Source organism: Kibdelosporangium aridum (assembly GCF_900176515.1).
GTDB lineage: Bacteria > Actinomycetota > Actinomycetes > Mycobacteriales > Pseudonocardiaceae > Kibdelosporangium > Kibdelosporangium aridum.
This window is the reverse complement of the sequence record NZ_FWXV01000010.1, coordinates 315493-339734: the sequence shown is the minus strand read 5'-3', so window position 1 is coordinate 339734 and position 24242 is coordinate 315493. Positions and strand designations below refer to the sequence as shown.

The 24242-nt window shown below is 65.5% G+C and carries 23 protein-coding genes; 12 read left to right on the top strand and 11 right to left on the bottom strand.

Annotation, left to right across the window (positions count from 1 at the left end):
• Positions 1-48: 48 nt before the first annotated feature.
• The 7 genes from B9C43_RS42205 to B9C43_RS58965 form a co-directional block, all read right to left on the bottom strand.
• Positions 49-612, bottom strand: a complete 564-nt coding sequence (locus tag B9C43_RS42205; protein WP_084433015.1) for an HD domain-containing protein — start codon at positions 610-612, stop codon at positions 49-51.
• A complete protein-coding gene (locus B9C43_RS42200) occupies positions 609-3380 on the bottom strand; it encodes an AfsR/SARP family transcriptional regulator (protein WP_084433014.1) in 2772 nt (923 codons plus the stop codon). Before B9C43_RS42200 ends, B9C43_RS42205 begins: the two co-directional genes overlap by 4 nt.
• 416 nt (positions 3381-3796) lie before the next feature.
• Positions 3797-4180 (bottom strand): DUF3037 domain-containing protein, encoded by a 384-nt coding sequence (locus B9C43_RS42195; protein WP_084433013.1) that lies wholly within the window; start codon positions 4178-4180, stop codon positions 3797-3799.
• Positions 4164-4925: a HipA family kinase gene (locus tag B9C43_RS42190; RefSeq protein ID WP_235039167.1), complete on the bottom strand. Its 762-nt coding sequence runs from the start codon at positions 4923-4925 to the stop codon at positions 4164-4166. The genes B9C43_RS42195 and B9C43_RS42190 overlap by 17 nt, the downstream gene beginning before the upstream one ends.
• Positions 4926-5412: 487 nt before the next feature.
• The gene (locus B9C43_RS42185; protein ID WP_143446967.1) at positions 5413-6930 is read right to left on the bottom strand and encodes a carboxylesterase/lipase family protein; all 1518 of its coding nucleotides are present in this window, start codon (positions 6928-6930) and stop codon (positions 5413-5415) included.
• 81 nt (positions 6931-7011) lie between these two features.
• Entirely contained in the window at positions 7012-7938 is a 927-nt protein-coding gene (locus B9C43_RS42180) for an RNA polymerase subunit sigma-70 (protein WP_033380877.1), read from the bottom strand.
• Positions 7931-8341 carry a VOC family protein gene (locus B9C43_RS58965; RefSeq protein ID WP_084433010.1) on the bottom strand — a complete coding sequence of 137 codons (411 nt, stop codon included), beginning with the start codon at positions 8339-8341 and terminating at the stop codon, positions 7931-7933. The genes B9C43_RS42180 and B9C43_RS58965 overlap by 8 nt, the downstream gene beginning before the upstream one ends.
• A 102-nt stretch (positions 8342-8443) precedes the next feature.
• Between B9C43_RS58965 and dinB the strand changes: the two genes are divergently transcribed.
• The 3 genes from dinB (at position 8444) to B9C43_RS42160 (ending at position 12283) form a co-directional block, all read left to right on the top strand.
• On the top strand, positions 8444-9634 hold the full coding sequence (gene dinB, locus B9C43_RS42170) for a DNA polymerase IV (protein ID WP_084433009.1): 1191 nt from the start codon (positions 8444-8446) through the stop codon (positions 9632-9634).
• Positions 9635-9686: 52 nt separating this feature from the next.
• Positions 9687-10622: a sigma-70 family RNA polymerase sigma factor gene (locus tag B9C43_RS42165; RefSeq protein WP_033380892.1), complete on the top strand. Its 936-nt coding sequence runs from the start codon at positions 9687-9689 to the stop codon at positions 10620-10622.
• Between the two features lie 92 nt (positions 10623-10714).
• Positions 10715-12283, top strand: a complete 1569-nt coding sequence (locus B9C43_RS42160; RefSeq protein WP_084433136.1) for an alpha/beta hydrolase — start codon at positions 10715-10717, stop codon at positions 12281-12283.
• A gap of 64 nt (positions 12284-12347) precedes the next feature.
• On the opposite strand, the gene B9C43_RS42155 is transcribed toward B9C43_RS42160, so the two are convergent.
• Positions 12348-12806 carry a nuclear transport factor 2 family protein gene (locus tag B9C43_RS42155; protein ID WP_084433008.1) on the bottom strand — a complete coding sequence of 153 codons (459 nt, stop codon included), beginning with the start codon at positions 12804-12806 and terminating at the stop codon, positions 12348-12350.
• Between the two features lie 88 nt (positions 12807-12894).
• Between B9C43_RS42155 and B9C43_RS42150 the strand changes: the two genes are divergently transcribed.
• From B9C43_RS42150 to B9C43_RS42115, 8 genes are all read left to right on the top strand, one after another.
• Entirely contained in the window at positions 12895-13410 is a 516-nt protein-coding gene (locus B9C43_RS42150) for a TetR/AcrR family transcriptional regulator (protein WP_084433007.1), read from the top strand.
• A gap of 9 nt (positions 13411-13419) precedes the next feature.
• Complete coding sequence (gene ligD, locus B9C43_RS42145) at positions 13420-14355, top strand: non-homologous end-joining DNA ligase (RefSeq protein ID WP_033380872.1); 936 nt, start codon at positions 13420-13422, stop codon at positions 14353-14355.
• A gap of 169 nt (positions 14356-14524) precedes the next feature.
• Entirely contained in the window at positions 14525-15571 is a 1047-nt protein-coding gene (locus tag B9C43_RS42140; protein WP_235039166.1) for a Gfo/Idh/MocA family protein, read from the top strand.
• Positions 15571-16533, top strand: coding sequence for an NAD-dependent epimerase/dehydratase family protein (locus tag B9C43_RS42135; protein ID WP_084433006.1), 963 nt, complete (start codon positions 15571-15573; stop codon positions 16531-16533). Before B9C43_RS42140 ends, B9C43_RS42135 begins: the two co-directional genes overlap by 1 nt.
• Positions 16530-17648, top strand: a complete 1119-nt coding sequence (locus tag B9C43_RS42130; RefSeq protein WP_084433134.1) for a DegT/DnrJ/EryC1/StrS family aminotransferase — start codon at positions 16530-16532, stop codon at positions 17646-17648. Before B9C43_RS42135 ends, B9C43_RS42130 begins: the two co-directional genes overlap by 4 nt.
• A complete protein-coding gene (locus tag B9C43_RS42125) occupies positions 17645-18268 on the top strand; it encodes an acetyltransferase (RefSeq protein WP_084433005.1) in 624 nt (207 codons plus the stop codon). Before B9C43_RS42130 ends, B9C43_RS42125 begins: the two co-directional genes overlap by 4 nt.
• Positions 18265-19335 (top strand): DegT/DnrJ/EryC1/StrS family aminotransferase, encoded by a 1071-nt coding sequence (locus tag B9C43_RS42120; protein ID WP_084433004.1) that lies wholly within the window; start codon positions 18265-18267, stop codon positions 19333-19335. The genes B9C43_RS42125 and B9C43_RS42120 overlap by 4 nt, the downstream gene beginning before the upstream one ends.
• A complete protein-coding gene (locus B9C43_RS42115) occupies positions 19332-19901 on the top strand; it encodes an acyltransferase (protein WP_084433003.1) in 570 nt (189 codons plus the stop codon). Before B9C43_RS42120 ends, B9C43_RS42115 begins: the two co-directional genes overlap by 4 nt.
• Here the strand turns inward: B9C43_RS42115 and B9C43_RS42110 are convergent.
• On the bottom strand, positions 19863-20630 hold the full coding sequence (locus B9C43_RS42110; protein ID WP_160097072.1) for an AraC family transcriptional regulator: 768 nt from the start codon (positions 20628-20630) through the stop codon (positions 19863-19865). The two genes, B9C43_RS42115 and B9C43_RS42110, sit on opposite strands and share 39 nt — an antisense overlap.
• 83 nt (positions 20631-20713) lie before the next feature.
• Here B9C43_RS42110 and B9C43_RS42105 point away from each other — a divergent pair, with 83 nt between their 5' ends.
• On the top strand, positions 20714-21541 hold the full coding sequence (locus B9C43_RS42105; protein WP_084433001.1) for a phytanoyl-CoA dioxygenase family protein: 828 nt from the start codon (positions 20714-20716) through the stop codon (positions 21539-21541).
• On the opposite strand, the gene B9C43_RS42100 is transcribed toward B9C43_RS42105, so the two are convergent.
• Both B9C43_RS42100 and B9C43_RS42095 read right to left on the bottom strand, forming a co-directional pair.
• Positions 21486-22079, bottom strand: a complete 594-nt coding sequence (locus tag B9C43_RS42100) for a hypothetical protein (protein WP_084433000.1) — start codon at positions 22077-22079, stop codon at positions 21486-21488. The genes B9C43_RS42105 and B9C43_RS42100 overlap by 56 nt on opposite strands.
• Positions 22080-22144: 65 nt before the next feature.
• Positions 22145-23851, bottom strand: a complete 1707-nt coding sequence (locus B9C43_RS42095) for a discoidin domain-containing protein (protein ID WP_084432999.1) — start codon at positions 23849-23851, stop codon at positions 22145-22147.
• Positions 23852-24242: the final 391 nt, after the last annotated feature.

Here is a 24242-nt window from a genome sequence, read left to right as displayed (position 1 = left end):
GCAGGGGTACGACAAGTTTGGGTGCCGCAGGGGGCATCCAAGCCAGCCTCATGCGAGGTGGCTGAACTCATGCTGCCACCTCGCATACCACTGCTCGAACCACGGGAACCCTTTGCTCAACGGCACGATCGTGCGCACGGTCTCCCGGTAGTAAGCCTGCTGCTTCGCTGGCCTCGGATGCGTGTTCAGCCGCTGCACGTTGCTCAACCGGTCAGCGAGCTTCACCGTCAACGCGTCTCTCGGCGCCTTCTTCAGGTTCGCGAGGTACGCCTCCCGGTCGTCGCCCTTGGTCACCCAGTTCACGAGTTCGGCCACCCGGTCGCCGAACTTGGCGCGCACGGTTTCCAAGTCGCAGTCAGTGTCCTCGACGACATCGTGTAGGACGCCGGCCCGCAGTACATCGATATCCGTGACGCCCAAACCGTCGACAAGGACAGCCACGACCTCAAGCAGGTGTTCCACATACGGTTCCCCCGCGGGCCTCGTCTGATCGCCATGCCACTGCACGGCGAAATCGACGGCCTCGTCCAGCAGGGCAACGTCGGCGACCTGCACCCGTTCGCGTAGGGCAGGCCAGCCGTCCTTGACCGAGAACGTCTCAAGTGGATTCATGCCAGCTTCGCCAATGCCGCCTCGAATTCCTGTGTACGGGGATCTGCGATCTCCCGCATGGTCACCAATGCCGCACTCAGCATGTCACGGGCCAGGATCGGGTGTCCCGCGTCCAGCAACATCAAGCCGAAATCACCCAGCGCCGCAGCTGCCCACCGGTCGTTGCCGTACTCGCGGAAGATCGCGACCGCGGTCCGGAAAGCCCGTGCCGCGCCGGCGAAATCGGCCAGGCTGCTCAGTGCCCAGCCGAGGTGGTACTCGTTTGTCCCGACTGCGGGCGCGTCACCGAGTTCGGCCAGGATCTTCGACGCTTGCTGGTGGCACTCCTTGGCCTTCTCGTAGTTCCCGGTCACTGTGTACGCCACGCCGAGGTTGTCCAGGTTGAGCGCTATACCCCGGGTGTAGCCGAGTTCCTCGCACAGCCGCAACGCTCGCGTGCGGTATTCCTTGGCTTTCTCGTGCTCGCCGAGTTCGCCGTACGCCAGGCCGAGGTTGCCCAGGGTGATGGCTTGACCTGACAGGTCGCCGATTTCCGCGAACCGGTCGAGGCCCTGGGAGAAGTACGCGATCGCGGCCTGCCGGTCGCCGTTGTTGATCTCCTGTGCGCCCAGCGAGTTCAGCGTGTAGGCGTGGCCGAAGAGGTCGCCGGCCGCTTCGGCTGCCCTGGCTGCTTCCATGATCAACGCGGTCGCGTCGGACACCGGGATCCGGCGGTCGAGGAACGAGATCATGGCCAGCACAATGCGCCAGGTGTGCCCGGCGTGGCTGTTGGTCGCCGCCCAGCCCGCTACCGACTTGAGGCAGTCGTACTCCTGCTCGAACCAGAGCATGGCCTGGCTGGAACTGGCGAACTGGGGCGGCTCGGTGCGCGGCTCGAACGGTTTGACCCACAGCCGTTGGCGATGGGGGTGCATCGCCGAATCGGCGCTCACGGCGGCGTGGAAGTACCAGTCGAGCACGCGGTGGACGGCCTCGCGCCGGTTGTCCTCCGGCTCATCGCGATCCGCTGTCTCCGTGGCGTAAAGCCGCATCAGGTCATGCAGTTCGTAGCGATTGCCGCGGCGCTGCTCGACCATGTGCGAGGCAAGCAGCTTGTCCAGCGACGCTTTCGCCCTTGCGATCGGCAGATCCACCAGCACGGCGGCGGCTTCGAGGCTGATGTCGTTGGCTGGATGCAGGCTCAACATCCGGAACATCGCCGCCGCGTCCTCGTCCAGCGCGCGGTACGACCACGACAGTGCGGCCCGTAGGTCGGTATGTGGGTCGTCTTCGCCCGTGCCGAGGTTGTCCAGGCGTGCCTTCTCGTCTTCAAGCGCGTGCACCACCTCAGCCAGTGTGCTGCTGCGGTCCGCTCGTTCGGCGACGATCGAGATCGCCAGCGGAAGGTGGTCGCACAACTCGACCAGCCGTGCCGCGGCCGCGGGCTCCGCGCCGACCCGGTCGGCCCCGATCGACGCGCTGAGCAACTCGACCGCTTGGTCGGCGGGCAGCCGGTTCAGCGTGACGCGGTGCGCGCCGTCCCGGATGGACAGTCCACGCAATTGGTTCCGACTGGTGACGATCACCAAACTGCCCGTTCCCGGCAGCAACGGCCGCACCTGGTCGGCATCGCGGGCGTTGTCCAGCAACATCAGCACTTGACGGCCCGCCAATTGGCTGCGCAACAAGGCCGATCGCTCGTCGACGCTCGGCGGAATCAATTCGCTGTCCACACCCAACCCGCGCAGCAACGTTTCCGTGGCGGAAGCCGGCGCGACCGGTTCGTCCCGGCCGTACCCACGCAAGTTCAAATGCAATTGGACGTCGGGAAAGCGATGGGCGATCTGATGTGCGAAATGCACCGCGAGGGTTGTTTTGCCTGTGCCAGGCGCCCCGTCGATGGACACGATCGTCGGCGCCGGGCCGTCGATGGCCGCGACCGCGTCGAGATGAGCCAATTCCTGGCTGCGACCAGCGAAATGGATGATGTCGTGTGGCAACTGCCGCAATGTGCTCGGCCGGGTGGGCGCGTTGGCCACCTCAACACGTTCAGGCAGGTCCAATGCGGCGTCCCCGCGCAGGATTTGTTCATGCAGCGCACGCAATTCGCTGCCCGGAGTCAAACCCAGCTCGCTGGCGAGAAATCGCCTGCTCTCATCGAACACTGCGAGCGCGTCGGCCTGACGGCCGGAACGGTACAGCGCGAGCATCAAGTGCGCGGTGAACCGCTCGCGATTCGGTTCGGCCGCCACGATCTCCCGCAGTTCGGCGATCAGATCCCGGTGCCTGCCCAGGGACAGGTCGTCGATGATGCGTTGGTCCAGCGTCTCGATCCGCAGCTCCTCAAGGCTCGCGCCGAGCCGGTCGCGGATCATGCTGTTGGCGATGTCCACCAGCACCGGCCCGCGCCACAGGTCGAGTGCGGAGCGCATCAGACCCGACCGCGTCTCAGCATCCGGCACCGCGCGCGCCTGGTGCACCATCGATCGAAAGCGGTGCGCGTCAATCCGCTGCGGGTCCGTCCGCACCATGTAACCGGGTCCGTGTTTCAGAATCTGGACGTCATCCGAGTGCACTGTCGCCCGCAGACGGCTGACATGGCTGCGCAGTGTGGTACCCGCCGTCGACGGCGGCGCGCCGTCCCACAACAGGTCGGCGAGCCGTTCGGCGGAGACACTGCGGCCTTGCTCCAGCAAAAGGACCGCGAGCAGGCAGCGTTCACGCCGGCGCGGGATCGACACCGGCTGGGTCGCCTCGATCTCGAAGGGGCCGAGCAGCCGAAATTCCACTGCCCCAAACTAGTGGATCCGTGTCAGCCATCTGTCAACGATCGCGCAACACGGTGGTGCGATCTTTGGTGTACGGCACGGGAGACCGGCCGCCGGGTCATGAAGACCTCCTGGGGGTGGGTCTTCGTGGTGAGGGGGGAACAGGCAAGCAACCAGGGGGGACTGGGGAGCAACGGTCAGCGCAATACCCGGTGTCGCCGACACGTTGACAGGGTCTCCCCCTGGACATATGGAGTTCGTCGCTGGCCAGATGAACTCCAGGCGCGCTCATCGACTACCCGGTTCGATGAGCGCGCCACCAGCTTTCGCCACGGCAGTACGCCGTTCCGCAGGTCCGATGTGGACAAATCGGTCCGGCGAGCGCGTGATTGCGGATTTCCGCACAGTTGTGGGTGACCGCGGCGTTTCGGTGCGGACTACTCGGGTGGGAGCACCAAAGTGCGCCACAGGCGGTCGAGATCGCGCTCTGGACTGGTCGTACGACCGGTATGGGTGGGCGAAGTCTGCAGCAGTGTGCTGCGTGGCGCGGTGAGCCAACGGAAGCGCTGACCCAACGATGTCTCCCGCACCTGAGCCTCGGTTGAGCCGTCACAGGCGCCACACCAGAGTTTCAGACTGTCGTGCAGCAGCTCGAGGTCGATTCTCGGGTCGAGGGCGCGCAACCGGTCTTCGTCGACGTGGGTCTTGCACCGCAGGAAATCCACGGCCGAGCAGTAGAGCAACACGCCCACATTCATGAACTCGCCGCGGTCCTGCCGGGGTACGGCCCGCAGCAGCGCGTACTCAAACACGTGCGACACGGGCCGCCTCCAGTTCCTTGACCCATTGGTCCGAGTTGGCCAGTCGCGACTCAAAGAACGACAAGTACGCCGCCCGTGCACCGTCCGCGTCGAAGACACCGTCGGACGTGAGCCAGTCGTCGGGTACGAGGGCGAGAACTTCCTTGAGCATGTCTGTACTGACCGTCTCACCGGTGATCGGGCCCGCCGCGGGCAGCATCACGTGGTCATGCGCGTCGAACCGGTAGCTCGACGCCGGTTTCCAGCCCTCGCGGAAGCTGTGGTGGAAGTACAACGAGGCCCCGTGGTCGATCAGCCACACGTTCTTGTGCCACAGCAGCAGGTTCGGGTTGCGCCAGCTGCGGTCCACGTTCAGGGTCAGCGCGTCCAGCCACACCAGCCGCGCGGCGAGCTCCGGGCCGGGATCGCGGACGACGGGGTTGAAGTCGAACGACCCGGGCAAGTAGTCGAAGCCGAGGTTCTGCCCGCCGCTGGTGGCCAGCAGCTCCTGCACCTCCTGATCCGGTTCGGACTTGGCCAGCGCGGGATCGAGGGTGACGAACACCATCTCCGGCACCCGGAAGCCAAGCCTGCGCGCCAGCTCACCGACGATGATCTCGGCCGTCAACGCCTTCAGCCCGTGCCCGGCACCACGGAACTTGAGCACGTACATCCCGAGGTCATCGGCCTCGATCAGCCCAGGCAGCGAGCCGCCTTCACGCAGCGGCGTGACATACCGAGTCGCCTCGACAGTACGAAGGTCCACACGAGAATCATCCACGGTCGGCGACAACACCGCAGACACCGCCTACATGCCCAACGATGCGGCGGCGGCCATACGGCCCGTCGGTGTGATTCGGGCCGACTCTTCTAAAGCGGCAGCGTTCAGGTGTGGCGGCCCAGGGTTTGCACGTCCAGCGCAGGAGCACAGGGATGACCTTCCGGTGCGTCAGCTCCCCTGTTGCGGTGGCACTCCGGTGCGGCGGCGCAGGGTGGCTCTGCCCGGTGCAGCAGCTCCCTGGTGTGGCGGCACAGGGGACGCCCGCGCCCACCAACAAAGGGGAGATTCGAGCTGAAGCCCTCTCTCTGTGGGTGGCCTCCCCCCGCCATTCTTTTCAGCCGCCCGAAACAAAAGCATCACGGACACCCAGCCCGGAGCGGCACGGCACGCTTGACGCATGAAACCCGCCCGGGTCCCGGCCGAAAGCCGAAACCCGGGCGAGGAAGGACCGGCGTTCAGGGCACCTCAAGCCTCACAGACCTGCCCAGAAGGCACAGTTGTGTTCCTGGTAGGCGTTCACCTGCTTGATGTCGTTGGGTGCGAGGGAGTGGACGGTCCCGTTCTGGTACTTCGGCCAGGTGGGAAGGCCGCGCGCGTTGGGGTTGCCGGTGGCGGCGAACCGGGTCCAGTAGCCGATCATCTGGCTCGCTAGCTTGTGCTGCTCCGCGTTGAGGTCGAACGTCGGGATGTCCCAGAGGTACGCGAGCTCCGATGCGTGGAACGCGCCCGGAGGGAAACCGGGTGGGAATAATGGGCCGAAGTAACCCACGGGTGCGGTCCGGTCGGCGAACTCGTACGAGTACGTCGTCGTCTTGCGGGCAAGCAGGCGGTCATCGGCCAGCTGCGCGCACGCCCAGATGCCGTCGGTGAGTACGGCGCCGTACGCCAGTCGCGGTGAGCCGAACTTCGAGGGCGGGTACTCGGCTGCGATCTTCGGTGCCTTGTCACCGTACGCCTGCTTCAGCAAATCCACGTAGTCGAACGGCTCTGGGACGGTCGCGGCCGTCAATCGGCCTTCATCGCGGGTGTTGCCCCAGATCACCGGGACGCGGTTGAAGCGTCCGGAACGCAGTGCGTCCACTGGATGCATCGGCAGCACTCGGTTGCCGGTGACGATCGGCGTCGGGCCGCGGTCGATGGCGGTGAAGGCCGATGCGGGCAGTGCGCGTAAACAGGCGACATCCGAGCAGCCGAGTTGCTTGGTCAGGGCGAGTGCGTCGGCTTCTGCCTTGTCCTTGACGATGAAGGGGGCACTGGCGGGGAAGCCGTGGATGACGCCGTTGTTCGGCCACGTCATCGAGCAGCCGCCGCTCTGGGCGATGGCCTTGTCGAACAGGCCTCGTGACAGGGGTGAGGTGACTTGAGCGCATACGTCGAACGCGCCGCCGGATTCGCCGAAGACGGTCACGTTGTGTGGGTCTCCGCCGAACGCTGCCGCGTTCCGCTTGACCCAGCGCAGGGCGGCTTGCTGGTCCTCGATGCCGTACGCGCCCGAGTCGGGCAGGTCGGGGTGGCCTAGGAAGCCGAAGAAGCCCAACCGGAAGTTGATCGTCACCACGACCACGTCGCCTTGGACGGCCAGTCGGCGCGTGCCGAAGCCGTCGCCGGACAGGTAGCTGTTGCCGCCGCCGTGCAGCCACACCATGACGGGCTTGCGCCCGTGCCGGGACGACGTGGTGACGTTCAGGTAGAGGCAGTCCTCATTCGTGCTCGGCGAACCAGCGCCGCCAGCCTGGGCGCATACGGGCCCGGGTTTGGTGGCGTCACGAGGTTCGATCCACGGTGTCACGGGTTGTGGGGAGCGCCACCGGAGGTTGCCTACGGGTGGCGCCGCGTACGGGATTCCCTGGTACAGCTGGTGATCTGCGGTGACTGTGCCGCGGACCGGGCCCGCGTCGGTCCACACCAGTCCGCTTTCGCCGGCGTCGGCCACCCCAGCCAAGCCCGCCAGCAAGCCCGCGGCCGTCAGTAGCGTCAGTAGTTTTCGCACAAGTTGTCCCCTTCAGTAAGTGCTCGCTCATCCGTGCGTCGAACCACGCGACCCCAGATCGACACACCGCCCCAGAAAAAGTCAGAGCGTTTCGGGCAGCCCGAAGTGCTTGAACAAGCTCGAGCCGAACGTGGTGATCTCCACGATCACGTCCTCCTGCACGCGCAGCACGTCGAGCTTGAACGCGCGGAACACCGTGTCCCCAGGTCGGCGCAGATAACTCGCTGCCGTTGGCATCCGGTTGGCGCACGTCGGCAGCAGTCGCCAGTCGCCGTCGCGCTCCGGGCCGAACGCCCTCGCGATCAGCGTCGAAACCATGTCGATCCCGTCGAAGCGCGCAGGCAGAGGCGGCATCGTGACGCGGATGTCCTTGGCCGAGATCGCGACCGCCGCTTCGGCGTCCAGCCGCTCGTGCGCGTCGATGAACTTGGCCAGCAGGTCCCGTTCCTCGTCGCTCAGTTCGGCCATGGACCACTCGGCGCGTTCCCTCGACAGGTTCTCCTGCATGGTCACCCTGGCCCGCTGCAACGCGCTGTTCGCCGCCGCGACGCTGGTGTCGAGTAAAGCCGCGGTCTCCTTGGCCGACCAGTCCAGCACGTCCCGCGCGATGAACGCGGCCCGCTGCCTGGCCGGGAGTAACTGCATGGCCGCGACGAACATCAGCTCGATGGTCTCGCGGTCCACCGCGACCGAGTCCGGCTCGTCCTGCGGCGGAGCCATCTCGTTGAGCAACGCGTCCGGATACGGCTGCAGCCACGGCACTTCCGCGAAGGACTCCAGCACCGGCACCTGGCGGGACCGCCGCCGGATCATGTCCAGACAGGTGTTGGTCGCGATCTTGTAGAGCCACGCCCGGAACTGCGCGCTGCCGTCGAACGTCTGCCGGCCCTTCCACGCGCGCAGGAACGTCTCCTGCACGGCGTCCTCCGCCTCGTCGAAGGACGCCAGCATCCGGTAGCAGTGCACGTGCAGTTCACGCCGGTGTTGCTCGAATGCCGCCTCATGCACTGGTCTTGCCGACTTCCTGGATGAGCCAGTTGTTGCCGTCCGGGTCCTTGAACGCGAAGAAGGTGCCGAAGTCGGCGCGCTCGGGGTGGTGCCCAGGAGTCTGGACGCCGTCCTGGTACCAGTGGATCTCGCCCACATCCAGGCCCCGCTCTCTGGCCTCGGCGTGCGCGACGTCGATGTCGTTCACCACGACCTGCAGGCCCATCATGTGACCGGCCCACTCCTCGTTGCGCATCAACGTGATCGAGCACTTCGAGCCGGGCGGGGTGAGCTGCACGATCCGGAAGTCCTCACCCGCGCTGAAATCCACGTCCAGGGTGAAGCCGGCGTTCTTGGTGTAGAAGTCCTTCGCGCGGTCCACATCGGTCACCGGCACCACGACGACCTCGAGCTTCCAGTCCATGTCACTGCCCCTTCGGTTTGCCTTGCCGGTCGATCTAACACATGAAACGACCGGGGCCGGGGAAACTCATCGGTCGTTCGGTGAGTTTGAATATGCGAACATGTGTTCGTGACGGGCGCCACGATACTCCACGCCGATCTCGACGCGTTCTACGCCTCGGTCGAGCAGCGGGACGACCCCAGGCTGCGCGGCCGTCCGGTGATCGTCGGTGGCGGCGTCGTGCTCGCGGCCAGCTACGAGGCCAAAAGGAGAGGTGTCGTCACGGCCATGGGCGGCGCGCGAGCGTTGCAGCTGTGCCCCGAGGCGATCGTGGTCCCGCCCCGGATGTCGGCGTACTCGCAGGCCAGCAAGGACGTGTTCGAGGTCTTCCGGAACACCACCCCGGTGGTGGAAGGACTGTCGATCGACGAGGCGTTCCTGGACGTCGGCGGCCTGCGCAAGATCGCGGGCGAGCCACTGGAGATCGCCCGCAGGCTGCGCAAGGACGTGCGGGAGAAGGTCGGGCTGCCGATCACGGTCGGGGTGGCGCGGACGAAGTTCCTGGCCAAAGTGGCCAGTGGGGTGGCCAAACCGGACGGCCTGCTGCTCGTGCCGCCGGACCGTGAGCTGGCCTTCCTGCATCCGCTCGCGGTCGAGCGGCTCTGGGGCGTCGGCAAGGTGACCGCTGCCAAGCTGCGCGACCACGGAATCACCAAAGTCGGTGACGTGGCCGACCTGCCGAAGTCGATGCTGGTGTCGATGCTCGGGCGCGCACTGGGCCGTCACCTGCATGCGCTTGCGCACAACTATGACCCGCGTCCGGTGTACGTCGGTCGTCGCCGTCGTTCTATGGGCGCCCAGCGTGCAACCCGTGCGCTGACAACCCCCGAGGAGATAGACGCCACGGTCGTCGCCTTGGTCGACCGCGTCACCCGGCGATTACGCAGCGCCGGACGCGTGGGCCGCACTGTCGTTCTCCGCATGAGGTTCAGCGACTTCACGAGGGCAACGCGGTCCCATACGTTGCCGCAGCCGACATCGTCGACCGAGGAGATCCTGACTGCACTGCGTGTGCTGGTGGCCAAGACGATGCCGTTGATCGACAGCGCTGGGCTGACGTTGATCGGTATCTCGGTGGGCAACCTGGACAACGCGGATTCTGTGCAGCTCATGCTGCCGTTCGACGACGGCGTCGGCAGCGCGCTCGACACGGTGCTGGACACCGTGCACGACAAGTTCGGATCGTCGGCGGTGACGCGGGCGGTCCTGCTCGGCCGCGACCCGGGGATATCTGTGCCACTGTTGCCCGAGTGAGACCGATGAGTTCGCGTCGCGAGCCGGATCAGTACTCATGGAGGGAAGTGTGATGACGAGTACTGAGGACTTCGCGCGGCTGGCAGATCCGTTCCGGCATGAGCTGTTGGTGCACTGCTACCGGATGCTCGGGTCGGTGCACGACGCCGAGGACACCGTGCAGGAGACGTTTCTGCAGGCGTGGCGTGCGTATGACGGGTTCGAAGGGCGGTCTTCGCTGCGCACGTGGCTGTACCGGATCGCCACGAACGCCTGCTTGAAGGCGTTGGAGAAAGGCAAACGCAGGCCGCTGCCGCACGGGCTGGGTACCGCGCCCGGCGATCCGGACGAGCCGTTGGCCGAACCCGAGCGGGAAGTCCTTTGGCTGCAGCCGTTCCCGACGCCGGCGGAGACTGTGGACGCGCGGCAGACCACCCGGCTGGCGTTGATCGCGGCGTTGCAGCACCTGCCGCCGCGCCAGCGGGCCGTGCTGATCCTGCGCGACGTGTTGATGTGGCGGGCCGATGAGGTGGCAGACCTGCTGGACATCACCACGCCCGCGGTGAACAGCCTGGTGCAACGCGCACGCGCGCACGTGGGCGACTTGTCGCAGGACGATGTGCTCGAACCGGACGATCCGGTGGCTGTTTCCGTGGTCGACCGGCTGATGAAGGCATTCGAGAATGCCGACAATGCGGCGCTTATGCGGTTGCTCACCGATGATGCCGTGTGGGAGATGCCACCTATTCCGACATGGTTCACCGGTCCTGCGGCGATTGGGCGATTTTTGGCCACGCTCTGGTGTATAGCGCCGGAGAACGTGAAATTTGTCCGGATAACGGCAAATGACCAGCCTGCCTTAGCGTGGTGGTTGCGAGATCGGCCGGGCGGCGTCTACCAGGCACATTGCATCGAAGTTCTGACGGTGACGACGGACGGTATCAAACATGCGATTTCGTTCATGGATTCGGCGCTGTTCCCGGCATTCGGGCTGCCGATGACGCGCTAAGACACGAACTTTCGGGTGGTTCACAAGTTAATCCGCGCGGTGCAGAATCCACTCACTGAATGATCACAAGGGGGACGAGAGGGACTGTGACCGTGAAAAGAATCGTGGTGACGGTTGTCGCCGCCGGTCTCGCGCTGTCCAGTGCGACCGTGGCGAACGCCGCCCCGAAACAGCCAGGTTTTCAGCCGGACCCGATCCCGTGGGGTAAGTGCGCGAGCGAGCGCCTGCAGCAAGCCGGAGCCGAGTGCGGCATGCTCGAGGTGCCGCTCGACTACGCCGAGCCGGACGGCAAGAAGATCAAGATCGCCGTGTCGCGGATCAAGCACAAGGTGGCCGACGACAAGTTCCAGGGCGTCATGCTGGTCAACCCGGGCGGCCCGGGTGGCTCCGGCCTTGGGTTGTCGCGACTGGGCGGGGCCGTGCCGAACAAGGCGGGCGACGCGTACGACTGGATCGGCTTCGACCCGCGTGGCGTGGGATCGAGCGAGCCGCAGGTCTCCTGCGACGGCAACTACTTCTCCTACAACCGGCCCTACTACGTGCCGGTGAACAGCGAGCTGGAGCAGGCGTGGCTCAAGCGCGCCAAGGACTACGCCAACGCGTGCGAGGCCGCGAACGGTGAGGTGCTCGACCACCTCAAGACGACCGACAACGCCAGCGACATGGAGAGCATCCGCAAGGCGCTCGGCCAGGAGCAGATCAACTTCTTCGGGTTCTCCTACGGCACCTACCTCGGCCAGGTGTACAGCACGCTGTACCCGGAGCGGGTGCGCCGGATGGTCTTCGACGGCACCGTGGACCCGCGCCGCGTCTGGTACGACGCGAACCTGGACCAGGACATCGCGTTCGACAAGAACATCAAGGTCTACTTCGACTGGATCGCCAAAAACAACGAGACCTACAAGCTGGGCACATCCGGCGCCGAGGTGGAGAAGCTCTACTACGCCAAGCAGAACGAGCTCCGGCAGAAGCCGGCCGACGGCGTCATCGGCCCGGACGAGTGGACCGACGCCTTCCTGCAGGCCGGCTACTACGTGTACGGCTGGGCGGACATCGCGTCGGCCTTCGCCGCGTACGTCCACAATGGAGACATCCAGCCGATCAAGAAGCTGTACGACGACTCGAACGGCCAAGGTCCCGGTGCGGACAACGGCTACGCCATCTACCTCGCGACCCAGTGCACCGACGTGCAGTGGCCGAAGAGCTGGACGAAGTGGAAGGTCGACAACTGGATCACCCACTACCGCGCGCCGTTCGAGACGTGGGGCAACGCCTGGTTCAACGCGCCGTGCCTGAACTGGGGCGCGAAGGCGGGCAAGCCGGTGAAGATCGACGGCCGCAAGGTGCCCAGCCTGTTGCTGATCGGCGAGACCCTCGACGCGGCAACGCCTTACGAAGGCGGGCTCGAGGTGCGCAGCCGGTACCCGAATTCGGCCTTGATCGAGGGCGTGGGCGGCACCACGCACTCCGGTTCGCTGAGCGGTGTCGCGTGCACCGACAACGCCATCGCCGACTACCTGGCGACCGGCAAGCTGCCGGAGCGCAAGGCGGGCCGCCGGTCCGACATGCAGTGTGACCCGGTGCCCGCACCGGAACCCACTGCGTCGGCTGCGAAGGCGGCTGAGTCGGGCGGCGCCAGCCGCATGCTCGTTCGCCGCTGAATTCCTTGATGTGCCCCCGCCGTGGCGATGCCGCGGCGGGGGCGTTCTCGTCCAGACAGGACGTCTACTGCAGCGGGAACGGCACGCCGTGCTCCTCGTCCGGCCGCTTGCCGAAGATCCGGCGCTCCGACTCGCTGATCTTCAAGTCGTTGATGCTCGCTTCCCGGCGTGCCATCAGGCCTTCTGAAGTGAACTCCCACAGCTCGTTGCCGTACGAGCGGTACCACTGGCCGTCGGCGTCGCAGCATTCGTACTGGAAGCGCACGGCGATGCGGTTCTCGTGAAACGCCCACAGCTCCTTGCGCAGCGCGTAGTCCAGTTCCCGCTTCCACTTCTGCGTCAGGAACTCGACGATCTCGGCCCTTCCGGTCACGAACCTGTCCCGGTTGCGCCAAACGGAGTCCTCCGTGTACGCCAGGGATACCTTCTCGGGATCGCGGGTGTTCCACGCGTCCTCGGCCGCTTGCACCTTGATGCGGGCGGTCTCCTCGTCGAACGGCGGGAACGGCGGTCGTGCGGCCACGGCTGGAACCTTTCCGTAGAGCGAAACGGAGAACGAGCGTTCTCCGGTAGAGTAGAGAACGACCGTTCTCGATGTCCAGGGAGGTGTGATGCAAGACGTAGCCGTACTCGACGCGGCCGAGGATCTGTTCTACGAGCGAGGCATCCAGGCCGTCGGCATGGATCAGATCCGCACCACCTCCGGCGTCTCGCTCAAGCGCCTCTACCAGCTGTTTCCTTCCAAAGAAGCGCTGGTCATCGCTTACCTCGAACGCAGGGACAAGCGCTGGCGTGACGACTTGCGGACGTACGTCGACCAGCACGACCGCGAGGTCGGTGCCGTGTTCGACTGGCTGCACCAGTGGTTCTCCGAGCCGGGGTTCCGCGGCTGCGCCTTCATCAACTCCTTCGGCGAACTGGGCTCGACCTCACCGAAGATCACCGCCGTCGTCCGGCACCACAAGGACAAGCTGCGAGACTTCCTGCACAGCCTGGTCAAGGACGACACCGTGGCCGATCAGTTACTCCTCTTGGTGGAAGGCGCGATCGTCGTCGCGGCGATCCGGGAAGACCCGGACGCGGCCTGGCAGGCCAAGGCAGCGGCGGAAGCGTTGATTTCGGGTTAGGTTCACCGCATGGCGTCCGCGATCGAACTCGAGGTCGGCGACCGCACCGTGCGCGTCTCCAACCCGGACCGGGTCTACTTCCCTGCCCGCGGTGAGACCAAGCTCGACCTGGTCAACTACTACCTGTCGGTTGGCGACGGCATCGTCCGTGCCCTGCGGGAGCGCCCGTGCATGATGCACCGCTTCCCGTCCGGTGTGTCCGGTGAGAAGGTCCATCAGAAACGCGTGCCGAACGGCGCGCCACCGTGGCTGGAGACCGTGCGGATCCATTTCCCGCGCTACAACCGGCACGCGTACGAGCTGTGCGTGACCGAGCTCGCGAGTGTCATCTGGGCGGTCCAGATGTCCACAGTGGAGTTCCATCCGTGGAACTCGCGCCGGGCCGACACGGAATCGCCGGACGAGTGGCGGATCGACCTCGACCCGATGCCGGACTGTCCTTTCTCCAGGGTCCGGCGAGTCGCCCACGTGGTCCACGAGGTCCTGGACGAGCTGGGAATCGTGGGCTACCCCAAGACTTCCGGCGGCAAAGGCCTGCACGTCTACGTCCGGATCGAACCTCGTTGGGGCTTCCAGGAAGTACGGCGTGCGGCGCTCGCGTTCGCCAAGGAGATCGAGAACCGCGCACCGGACGACGTCACGACCGCGTGGTGGCGCAAGGATCGCGACCCGGCGATGTTGTTCGTGGACTACAACCAGAACGCGCGCGACCACACGATCGCGAGCGCCTATTCGGTGCGCGGCAACCCTGAGGCCACAGTGTCCACACCGATCAGGTGGGACGAGATCGACGACGTTGATCCACAGGAGTTCACCATCGCCACAGTGCCCGCCCGGTTCGCCGAACTCGGCGACCTGCACGCCGCGATCGATGACAAAGCGCACTCTCTCGAGCCGTTGCTCGAATGGGCCGACCGGGCTGGCCTCAAGATCAAGGAAGACTGAGGAGTAACGCAGCGGCTACCGCGCGCACCGGTTGATCCCGACACGGTGACATACCGGTGAGTGAGAGATGAACGATCCGATTGCCCGAAAGTACCAACCAGGGTGATCCTCCGCTAACCCTGTAATGCCAAGGGGGTCTCATCGCGATTCGGAAGGTAGCTCCCCACCCGTGCGGGAGAACCTGGAGAGGATCTCGATGGTTGGTGTGGCCGTCATCGGAGCGGGCTACTGGGGCCCGAATCTGGTGCGAAACATCCAGGCGACCCCGCAGCTGCATCTCAAGACGCTGTGTGACCTGAACGTCACGCGCGCACGGGAGGTGCTGGGGCGGTACAGCACGGTACGCGCGACCGAATCACTTTCCGAAACCCTTGCGGATCCGGACATTCAGGCCGTCGCGGTGGCCACACCCGCCGCCACGCATCTGGACGTCGCGCTCGCGGCGCTCGAAGCCGGCAAGCACGTGCTGGTGGAAAAGCCGCTGGCTTCCTCGTACGAGGACGGCCTGAAACTGGTCAACGCCGCCGCCGAACGCGGTCTCGTGCTGATGCTCGACCACACCTTCTGCTACACCCCTGTGGTGCAACGATTACGCCGACTGGTGCACGACGGCGAGCTGGGCGACATCCAGTACATCGACTCCGTTCGCATCAACCTCGGCCTGGTCCAGCCCGATATCGACGTTTTGTGGGACCTCGCGCCGCACGATCTGTCCATCCTGGACTCCATTCTCCCGCCCGGCGTCACCCCGGTCGCGGTTGCCGCGCACGGCTCCGACCCGATGCACACCGGCAAAGCTTGTGTCGCGTACATCTCTGTGCAGCTGTCCAACGGTGCCATCGCGCACGCACACGTCAACTGGTTGTCGCCGACCAAGATCAGGACGATGATCGTCGGCGGGTCCAAGCACACCGCGGTGTGGAACGACCTCGACCCGACGCAGCCGCTCGCGGTGTACAACCGCGGCGTCGACTGGTCGGAGAATCCCGAGGCCAAGCGCGTTTCCTACCGCATCGGCGACATGGTCGCGCCCGCTTTGCCCACAGGTGAGGCGCTGCGGGGCGTAATGGCGGAGTTCGCAGCGGCGATCATCGAAGGGCGTGCACCGCTCACCGACGGGCGGTCCGGCCTTCGTGTGCTTGCCCAACTGGAAGCCGCGTCGGCCAGCTACGCCGCTGGCGGCACGTTCGTGCCGGTGAATGGAGGAACGTTCTGATGCAGCTGACCGACACCAGGATCCTGGTCACCGGCGGCGCGGGCACGATCGGTTCGCACGTGGTCGACCAGGCGCTGGATGCCGGTGCCAGCCAGGTGGTCGTGGTCGACGACCTGTCCCGCGGCACGTTGGCCAATCTGAAGACCGCGCTGGATCGGGCGCCGGACAAGGTCGAGCTGGTCGAAGGCGACATCCGAGACGTCGCGCTGATGCACAAACTCAGCGAGGGCAAGGATGTTGTGTTCCACCTTGCCGCGCTGCGCATCACGCGGTGTGCCGCTGAGCCGCGAGTCGCGCTGGAAGTGCTGGTGGACGGTACTTTCAACGTAATCGAGGCCGCGGTCGCCGCCGGGGTGCGCAAGGTTGTGGCGTCCTCGTCGGCTTCGGTGTACGGCCTCGCGGACGAGTTCCCCACCAAGGAAACGCACCACCCGTACCACAACGACACCTTCTACGGTGCCGCGAAAGCCTTCAACGAAGGCATGTTGCGCAGCTTCAAGGCCATGCACGACCTGGACTACGTGGCCCTGCGCTACTTCAACGTGTACGGCCCGCGGATGGACGCGCACGGCAAGTACACCGAAGTACTGATCCGCTGGATGGAACGCATCGAGGCTGGCGAGCCGCCGCTCGTGCTCGGCGATGGCAAGCAGACCATGGACTTCGTGCACGTCGAGGACATCGCGCGGGCGAACATCCTTGCGGCACAGGCCGATGTCACCGACACGGTGTACAACATCGCCACGGCCACTGAGACTTCGCTGCTTGAGCTGGCCGAGGCGTTGCAGAAGGTGATGGGCTCGACCGCCGAGCTGGAATTCGGCCCGGCCCGGTCGGTCAACGCGGTCACCCGCAGGCTCGCCGACATCAGTGCCGCGGAACGGGACCTGGGCTGGAAGCCGGCCATTGGCCTGGAAGACGGCCTGGCGTCGCTCGTTTCGTGGTGGCAGGCGCAGCGATGACGATCCCGGTCATCCGGCCTTGGCTTGGTGAAGAGGAAGCTCAAGCCGCGGCGGAAGCTGTGCGGTCCGGTTGGGTCGCACAAGGGCCGCGTGTGGCTGAATTCGAGAAGGCGTTCGCCGAGCAGGCAGGTGCCGCCGAGGGTGTGGCGGTCTCGTCCTGCACCACTGCATTGCACCTGGCATTGCACCTCTTGGGCGTCGGCCCGGGTGATGAGGTTGTGGTGCCGTCGTTCTCGTTCATCGCGACGGCCAACGCGGCCCGATATGTCGGTGCTACACCTGTTTTCGCGGACGTCGATCCGGTGACTGGGAACCTCACGCCGGACACGATCGAGGCCGTGCTGACCCCGAAGACGGTCGCTGTGATCGGTGTGCACCAGGGTGGCGTTCCATTCGACGTGGACGCCCTCGACGCGGTGTGCTCGAAGCATTCCCTTGCACTGGTGCATGACTCTGCTTGTGCCGCAGGGTCGACGTATCGAGGCAAGCCGGTCAGTGCGAGTGCTTCGCTTGCAGCATGGTCATTTCACCCGCGCAAGCTGCTCACCACCGGTGAAGGCGGCATGCTGACCACGTCCGATTCGGACAGGGCAGCGCGACTGCGGCGGCTGCGGGAACACGGGATGAGCGTGTCCGCCGCAGACCGGCACGCGTCCTCGGGTGTGAAGCTGGAGTCGTACGACGAGGTCGGGTTCAACTTCCGGATGACCGACATCCAGGCCGCGATCGGCTTGGTACAGCTGGCGAAACTGCCGAGTGTGATCGCGCGGCGCCGGGAGCTGGCTGAGCGGTACCACAAGCTGCTGGCCGAGATCGACGGCCTGCGCTGGGTCGGCGATCCGGACTACGGGACCACGAACTACCAGTCGTTCTGGGTGGTTTTGCCTGATTCTTACCCGGGCACGGTTGTCGATGTGCTCGAAGGTTTGCTGGCGCGCGGTGTTTCAGCGCGGCGCGGCATCATGGCCGCGCACCTTGAGCCCGCGTACTCCGGTGTGGACCTGCCCGTCACCGAACACCTGACCGCGAGGTCGGTGATCCTTCCCCTGTTCCACCAGATGACCGAGGCCGAACAGGACACCGTGGTCACCGCACTCGCCGAGATCGTCCGATGAACGAGCTGATCCTGGTCGGTGCGGGCGGTCTGGCCAGGGAGACCTTGGCCGCGGCAAGGGACTCCTGGAAGGTTCTGGGGTTCGTCGACGACAATCCGGCACTGCACGGCCAGGCAATCGACGGAGTCGCGGTGCTCGGGCCGACCGACCTGATCGCCGACTACCCGGACGCGCAGATCGTCCTTTGCGCCGCGAGATCGTCGGATCGGGCTGTGCGCAAGCGGATCGCCGAGCGCTTGGCGCTTCCTGCCGAGCGCTATGCGACGATCGTGCACCCGACGGCGAGCATCGCGAGCGGGACTGTTGTCGGCGCGGGCTCGATCGTGCTCGCGTTCGTCGCGGTGACAGCGCCGCAGGAGATCGGCGAACACGCGGTGATCATGCCCCACGTCACGATCACCCATGATGACAAGGTTTCCTCGTACGTGACGTTCGCCGCCCGAGTCGCATTGGCAGGCAACGTCTCGGTGGGGGAGACGGCCTACCTGGGCAGTGGAGCCCTGGTGCGAGAAGGACTTTCGGTCGGTGCGGGTGCGCTGGTCGGGATGGGCGCCGTGGTGCTCGAGAACGTGCCGGACAACGAGGTATGGGCCGGGGTGCCTGCCAGGAGGATTCGATGATCCCGCCAGTCGACCTGTCACTGCAACACGCCGAGGTCGCCGCCGAGGTGGCCGCGGGCTGGGACGTGGTGTTCAGCAAGACCGCCTTCGTCGGCGGCCCGCAGGTCGCGGAGTTCGAGCAGGAGTACGCGACCTTCTCCAACGTGGCGCACTGCGTCGGCGTCGCCAACGGCACCGATGCCTTGGAACTGGCATTGCGCGCCGTCGGCGTCGGACAGGGTGACGAGTGCATCCTGCCGACGAACTCGTTCATCGCGACCGCCGAAGCTGTCGCCAGGGCAGGCGCGACACCGATGTTTGTGGACTGCGACCCGGACAGCTTCCTGATCGACACCAAGGCCGCGCTGGCCGCGATCACCTCGCGTACCAAGGCTGTCCTGCCGGTCCACCTGTACGGCCAGCTGGCTCCTGTCGAGGAGTTACGGGACCAGGGGATCGCCATCGTCGAGGACGCGGCGCAGTCGCAGGGCGCGACGCGGAACGGCTTGAACTTCGTCGGTGACATCGCCGCGACCAGCTTTTACCCCGGCAAGAACCTTGGTGCGTACGGCGACGCGGGTGCGGTGACGACCAATGATTCGGCCTTGGCCGAGAAGGTGCGGTTGTTGAGCCAGCACGGATCGGCTGAGAAGTACGTCCACAGTGCACTGGGGTTCAACAGCCGTCTGGACACCTTGCAAGCCGTGGTCTTGCAAGCCAAGCTCCGCAGGCTGGCCGTCTGGAACGCCCAACGAGCCGCCGCGGCCGACTACTACTCGACTCTGCTCAGCGGAGTCGCCGGTGTGCGGCTACCGCAGGTCCTCCCAGGCAACTCGCATGTCTGGCACCTGTACGTGATCCGGGTGCCGGAGCGCAACCGGGTGCACGACGAGATGCGCGCAAACGGTGTCGGCGCGGCAATCCACTACCCGACACCGATTCACAAAACTGAACCGTTCGCGACCGGAGAGACGTTCCCGAACGCCGAACTGCTCGCCGGTGAGATCCTCAGCCTGCCGATCTTCCCGGGTATCACCCGGGCGCAGCAGGAGCGGGTGGCCGAAGTCCTGATTGGAGCGTTGGCATGACGTTCGTACACCCCAAGGGCCTCTGTGAGAGCACGGACGTGGGTGTAGGCACCCGCGTCTGGGCGTTCGCGCACGTGCTGGAAGGCGCGAAGATCGGCCGTGACTGCAACATCTGTGATGGTGCCTTCGTGGAGAGCCAAGTTGTGCTCGGCGACAACGTGACCGTGAAGAACAACGTGCTGGTGTTCAACGGTGTCACGTGTGAGGACAACGTCTTCCTCGGGCCGAACGTCGTGTTCACCAACGACATGCGGCCGCGTGCGCACCAGAAGCTCGGCAGCGACCAACTGCTGTCCACAAGGGTCTGTGACGGCGCGACGCTCGGTGCTGGAGTTGTCGTTGTCTGCGGGACGACCATCGGCCGCAATGCCTTTGTCGGCGCGGGATCTGTTGTCACGCGGGATGTTCCCGCGCACGCGTTCATCGTCGGCAACCCGGGTGTGCAGAAGGGCTGGGTCTGCCGATGCGCGGCCCGTCTCGACGAGAACCTCAAGTGCCCCGAGTGCGGCACACAGCACCACCAGGTCTCAGACGGCCTCGACTATGAGCCGGTTGAGCCCGCGTAACCCAGGGTGATCCAGCACTGACGACACCGGATGCGCACGGTACACGCTTGGCGAAACGCCGTGTACCAGGGTGAATCGGTGTGAGAAGTGACTGACATCGGCGAAACCGCACTGTTTGGCGATCGCCTCGGCAGTCAGATCAGTGCGCACCAATAGAATCTCCGCTCGTGCGCATCGGATGTGTTCCAGCGCAGTGGCTGCGCTCAAGTCGAACGTGCGCTGGAACAACCGGTTGAGGTAGCCGCGTGACACATGCGCCGCGGCTGCCAGTTCAGCGACGCTGATTCTGCGCAACGGCATGGTCGCCCAGTGTTCCCGCAGGTACTCGATGGCAAGCCGGACCGGCCCCGGGATCCTGCGGTCTGGTTCCGGGGAGCCGAAGTGGATCACCGTGAGCATGAAGTCGATGGTCTGGTCGATCGCACGTTCCTCGCTGAGCAGATACCCGCAGAGGCCCCTCAAAGGGTCTCGCATCGGCTGGATGCGCACGCGTTTGTCGAGATCCGGCCGATCAAAGTGGACATACCCATGCCGCGAAGGACGCTTAGTGTCCCAGTCGAAAGAGTGTTCCACGCCCGGCGGAACCAGCAGAAGGACATCGGGAGTCAGCACGATGTCGCGGTTCGTACTGCGGAAAGTCGCTCGGCCGCGCAGCATCCAGACGAACTCGAAGTCCTCGATCACCCGTGTCGGCAGCCGGGCACCCGCGGGGTAGTCGGCGACGGGCACCGCGGCCTCCTGTGCACATTCAGACAAGTGCCAGCTCGTTCTGAGCATTCCACAGATCCGCGTGCTCGGCTCAGGATGACCGCATGGATCAGGGATACATGGTCGTGCCGGATGTGCTGGATGCCGATCTGCTCGAGCGAGTGCTCGCTGAGACGACCGCGATCTGCCAGGACGTCATGTCGGGCACAGCGTTGCGGGACATCCTGTGCATCCACTTCCCGCACAAGGTGTCCGAGCTGTTCCGGCAGGTCGCCAGACATCCGGCCGTGGTGTCCGCGCTGACGTCGATGATCGGGCCGGACGTGAAGATGATGCAGTCGATGCTGTTCATCAAGTCGGAGGGCAAACCCGGCCAGGCATGGCACCAGGACGAGGCACACATCCCGACCCGTGATCGGTCGCTGACCGCGGCGTGGATCGCTCTGGACAACGCGACGGTCGACAACGGCTGCCTCTGGGTGCTGCCCGGATCGCACCGCAGCGGCGTGCTCTATCCCGTGCGCGACCAGGAGGACGTCCGCTTCGACTGCACGATGGAGGCGTACGGTTTCACCGACGACGACGCCATCCCAGTCGAACTCCCCGCAGGCTCGGCACTGATCTTCAACGGCTACCTGCTGCACCGTTCCCTGCCCAACAACGGCCGCGCGGGCATGCGGCGGGCGTTGGTGAACCACTACATGAGCGCCTCGTCGTTGCTGCCGTGGTTCTCGCCAAGCGGTGACGAGGCGATGGGCATGCTTGACCATCGCGACATCGAGCTCATCGCGGGTAAGGATCCCTATGCGTACAAGGGAACAGCCGACCTGACGTACCCCCATGTCCGTCCGGAACGCCAGGGCGGCTGCGCGCCGGTCATGCAGAACGGCGACGCATCATCCCGAACACCACACGGCCCGCGAGCACAATGACCACCCCGCACACGGCACCGATCAGCAGCGATGTCCACTGGATGCCCTCGGCGGCTGGCGGTGGTGGTGCGGATGCCGCGGTCCGGACCTGGGCGGTCGCCTCTGGTGCCGGGTTGAGCACGCTGTACAGCAACTTGCGCAACGTGTGCTGGTCAGCCGGGCGATGCACCACGCCAGGCCGGTCGAGTTTCAGGCCGTCTTCGCCTGCGGCCATGGTGGTCTCGATCCACACCCCGTCCGGGAGATCGAGGAAGACGTGGTCCACCCGCCAGACGTGCACGTCGTGGATCAGCCAGGTCAGCCTGACCGTGCGAGACCCAGGCCCGCCTGCCACGTCGGGCGCTTGCGGATCCGCGACCGGGTTGTTGCCAAGGAGACTCATGAGGTGGCCGTAGTCTGCCTGCGAGGTGTACAGGGCGGCAGCCTTCTCCTCGGCCGGCGAAGTGATGATCACGCTGGTCGGCCCACCGGCCAGCGCGACGGACGGCGAGACCAGGAACGTCGTGACGATGACGGCTAACAGAGCGAGTAGTCGCATGAGCGGACCCCTGAACGTAGAAAGACCGGGCAGTGTGGGTACACCGCCCGGTCGTTCCAAGTTCCCTACCGGTAGACGCGCACGTAGTCGACCAGCATGTTCTGCGGCAGGACGGTGCCCGCACCTGGCGGACCAGGGAAGTCACCGCCGATCGCGCTGTTGAGGATGAGGAAGTGGTCGTGGTCGTACACCCACGGCCCCCGCGTCAGCTCAAGCTGTGTGCGGTCGACCGTGAAGAACGACCGCCCGTCGACGAAGAACGTCATGTGGCTGGAGTCCCACTCGACGGCGAACGTGTGGAACGCGGCGTCCACCCGCTGGCCGAGGTCGAGCCGCTGACCGTACCCACCGGCACCGAAGTACGCCGGCGCGTGCAGGGTCGAGTAGACGGCGTTCAGCTCGCGGCCGACGTGCTCCATGATGTCGATCTCGCCGCAGTTGGGCCACGGCGTGCGAGTGGAGAAGAAGTTCGACCCGAGCATCCAGAACGCAGGCCACAGGCCTTGGCTGCTGGAGACCTTGACGCGTGCTTCAACACGGCCGTAGGTGAATTGGAACTTGTTGTACGAGTTGAGCCTGCCGGACGTGTACTGGCAGGTCGTGCTGCCGCTGATCGGATCGGGCGGGCACGCCGAGCCGGGCGTGGCCTGTCTGCGGACCTGGATCTGCAGGTTGCCGGTGCCGTCCATCCGGGCGTTCTCGTTGTTGGTGTAGTACTGCAGTTCGTTGTTCACGCCGGGACCGATCTCCGGAGTCCACTTGGCCGGGTCCGGGATGGAGTTGGCCGGACCGTTGAACTCGTCACTCCACGCCAGCCTGGTGAAGTTCGGCGCGGGTGGGAGCGGTGGCGGAGGCGTCGGGTTGCCGCCGGTGCCGTAAACCTGGAACTCCCACAGGGAATAGCCGTAGCCGTTGGACCTCTGGGTGCCGTACATCCGGACGTAGCGGCCCGTGCCGGAGACGGTGAGGGTTTCCTTGAAGCCCTTGCCAGCCGTGGTCGAGTAGATCGAACGCCACGTGGAATTGTCGTCCGAGACTTGGATCTGGTAGCTCACGGCGTACGCCGGATCCCATTGCAGGACAACTTTGCTGACGTTGGCAGCGGCCCCGAGGTCGATGGTGATCCAGCCCGGGTCGACCCATCCCGTTGTCGCACTGGTCGCCCAGCGGGTGGCCGGATCGAAGTCAGTGACCTTGGCCGGCGTGCAGACCGCGCACATGCCGTCGTCCTGATGGCTCGACGCCGTCGCAGGCTTGTTGTAGGAGAGAAGGCCGTCGTTCGGTCCTGGACCGGAACCGGTCGTCCCGAAGACCTGGAACTCCCACAGCGAATAACCCCACTGCGTGGCCCGCGCGGTGAGGTTGAGCCGAACATAGCGGCCAGTGCCAGTGATCGGCAGCGTCTGAATGCCGCCGGTGCTGGACGTGGTGGTGTAGATCGTGGTCCAAGCGCTGCCGTTCTCGGAGGTCTGGACCTGGAAAGCCCTGGCATACGCGGCTTCCCAGTTCAAGATGACCTGGTCGACGGCGGCACTGGCGCCGAGGTCGACCTGAATCCACTGTGGATCGGAGAACTGACTGGACCACCGCGTGCCGGCGTTGCCGTCAACCGTGGCGGACGGTGGGAACGCCGCGCTCTCGGATGAGGAAGCCGTCACCGGCTTGTTCTGGGAAATCAGCGGACCGGCAGCGGATGCCGTGCCGCTGAGCGCTTGCACGAGGGCAATCGCGATGACTGCGACCAACCCAAGAGATAACAGCCGTTTCTGCATGCGTGCTCCTTTGCGCCATGCACGATCCGCGGCAGGTCGGAATTACGGGTGCAGGGGAAACTGTGCGAGAGCGCTCTCCCGAACCAAGAGAGTGCAGCCGCAGCCTGCGCGCTGTCAAGGCGCACCCCAACGCGTGTCCGCCTTTCCAGCACCCCATGTCCACCATTGCGGCACCATGTCTGCACCGTTCCGGCACACCGAAATCTCCCAGGCAAGGCAACGTGGTGCCTTCGGGGTGTCGGAGTGTGCATTTCATGGTGCTGGAAAGGTGGACACGGCAGTGAGAGAGCGCTCTCTGAACCGGTATGGACCGGTAGGCGGGATAGCCCTTTCAGTCCTGCCTGCTACGGCGAGTGGCCTAACTTCGCTGTGTCTCTGGATCGTTTAGGTT

Coding starts and splice junctions, on each gene's coding strand:
- B9C43_RS42205 (WP_084433015.1), bottom strand. CDS start 612: ATGAATCCACTTGAGACGTTCTCGGTCAAGGACGGCTGGCCTGCCCTA.
- B9C43_RS58965 (WP_084433010.1), bottom strand. CDS start 8,341: ATGGACTGGAAGCTCGAGGTCGTCGTGGTGCCGGTGACCGATGTGGAC.
- B9C43_RS42165 (WP_033380892.1), top strand. CDS start 9,687: ATGACGAGTACTGAGGACTTCGCGCGGCTGGCAGATCCGTTCCGGCAT.
- B9C43_RS42150 (WP_084433007.1), top strand. CDS start 12,895: ATGCAAGACGTAGCCGTACTCGACGCGGCCGAGGATCTGTTCTACGAG.
- ligD (WP_033380872.1), top strand. CDS start 13,420: ATGGCGTCCGCGATCGAACTCGAGGTCGGCGACCGCACCGTGCGCGTC.
- B9C43_RS42135 (WP_084433006.1), top strand. CDS start 15,571: ATGCAGCTGACCGACACCAGGATCCTGGTCACCGGCGGCGCGGGCACG.
- B9C43_RS42130 (WP_084433134.1), top strand. CDS start 16,530: ATGACGATCCCGGTCATCCGGCCTTGGCTTGGTGAAGAGGAAGCTCAA.
- B9C43_RS42125 (WP_084433005.1), top strand. CDS start 17,645: ATGAACGAGCTGATCCTGGTCGGTGCGGGCGGTCTGGCCAGGGAGACC.
- B9C43_RS42120 (WP_084433004.1), top strand. CDS start 18,265: ATGATCCCGCCAGTCGACCTGTCACTGCAACACGCCGAGGTCGCCGCC.
- B9C43_RS42115 (WP_084433003.1), top strand. CDS start 19,332: ATGACGTTCGTACACCCCAAGGGCCTCTGTGAGAGCACGGACGTGGGT.
- B9C43_RS42105 (WP_084433001.1), top strand. CDS start 20,714: ATGGATCAGGGATACATGGTCGTGCCGGATGTGCTGGATGCCGATCTG.
- B9C43_RS42100 (WP_084433000.1), bottom strand. CDS start 22,079: ATGCGACTACTCGCTCTGTTAGCCGTCATCGTCACGACGTTCCTGGTC.
- B9C43_RS42095 (WP_084432999.1), bottom strand. CDS start 23,851: ATGCAGAAACGGCTGTTATCTCTTGGGTTGGTCGCAGTCATCGCGATT.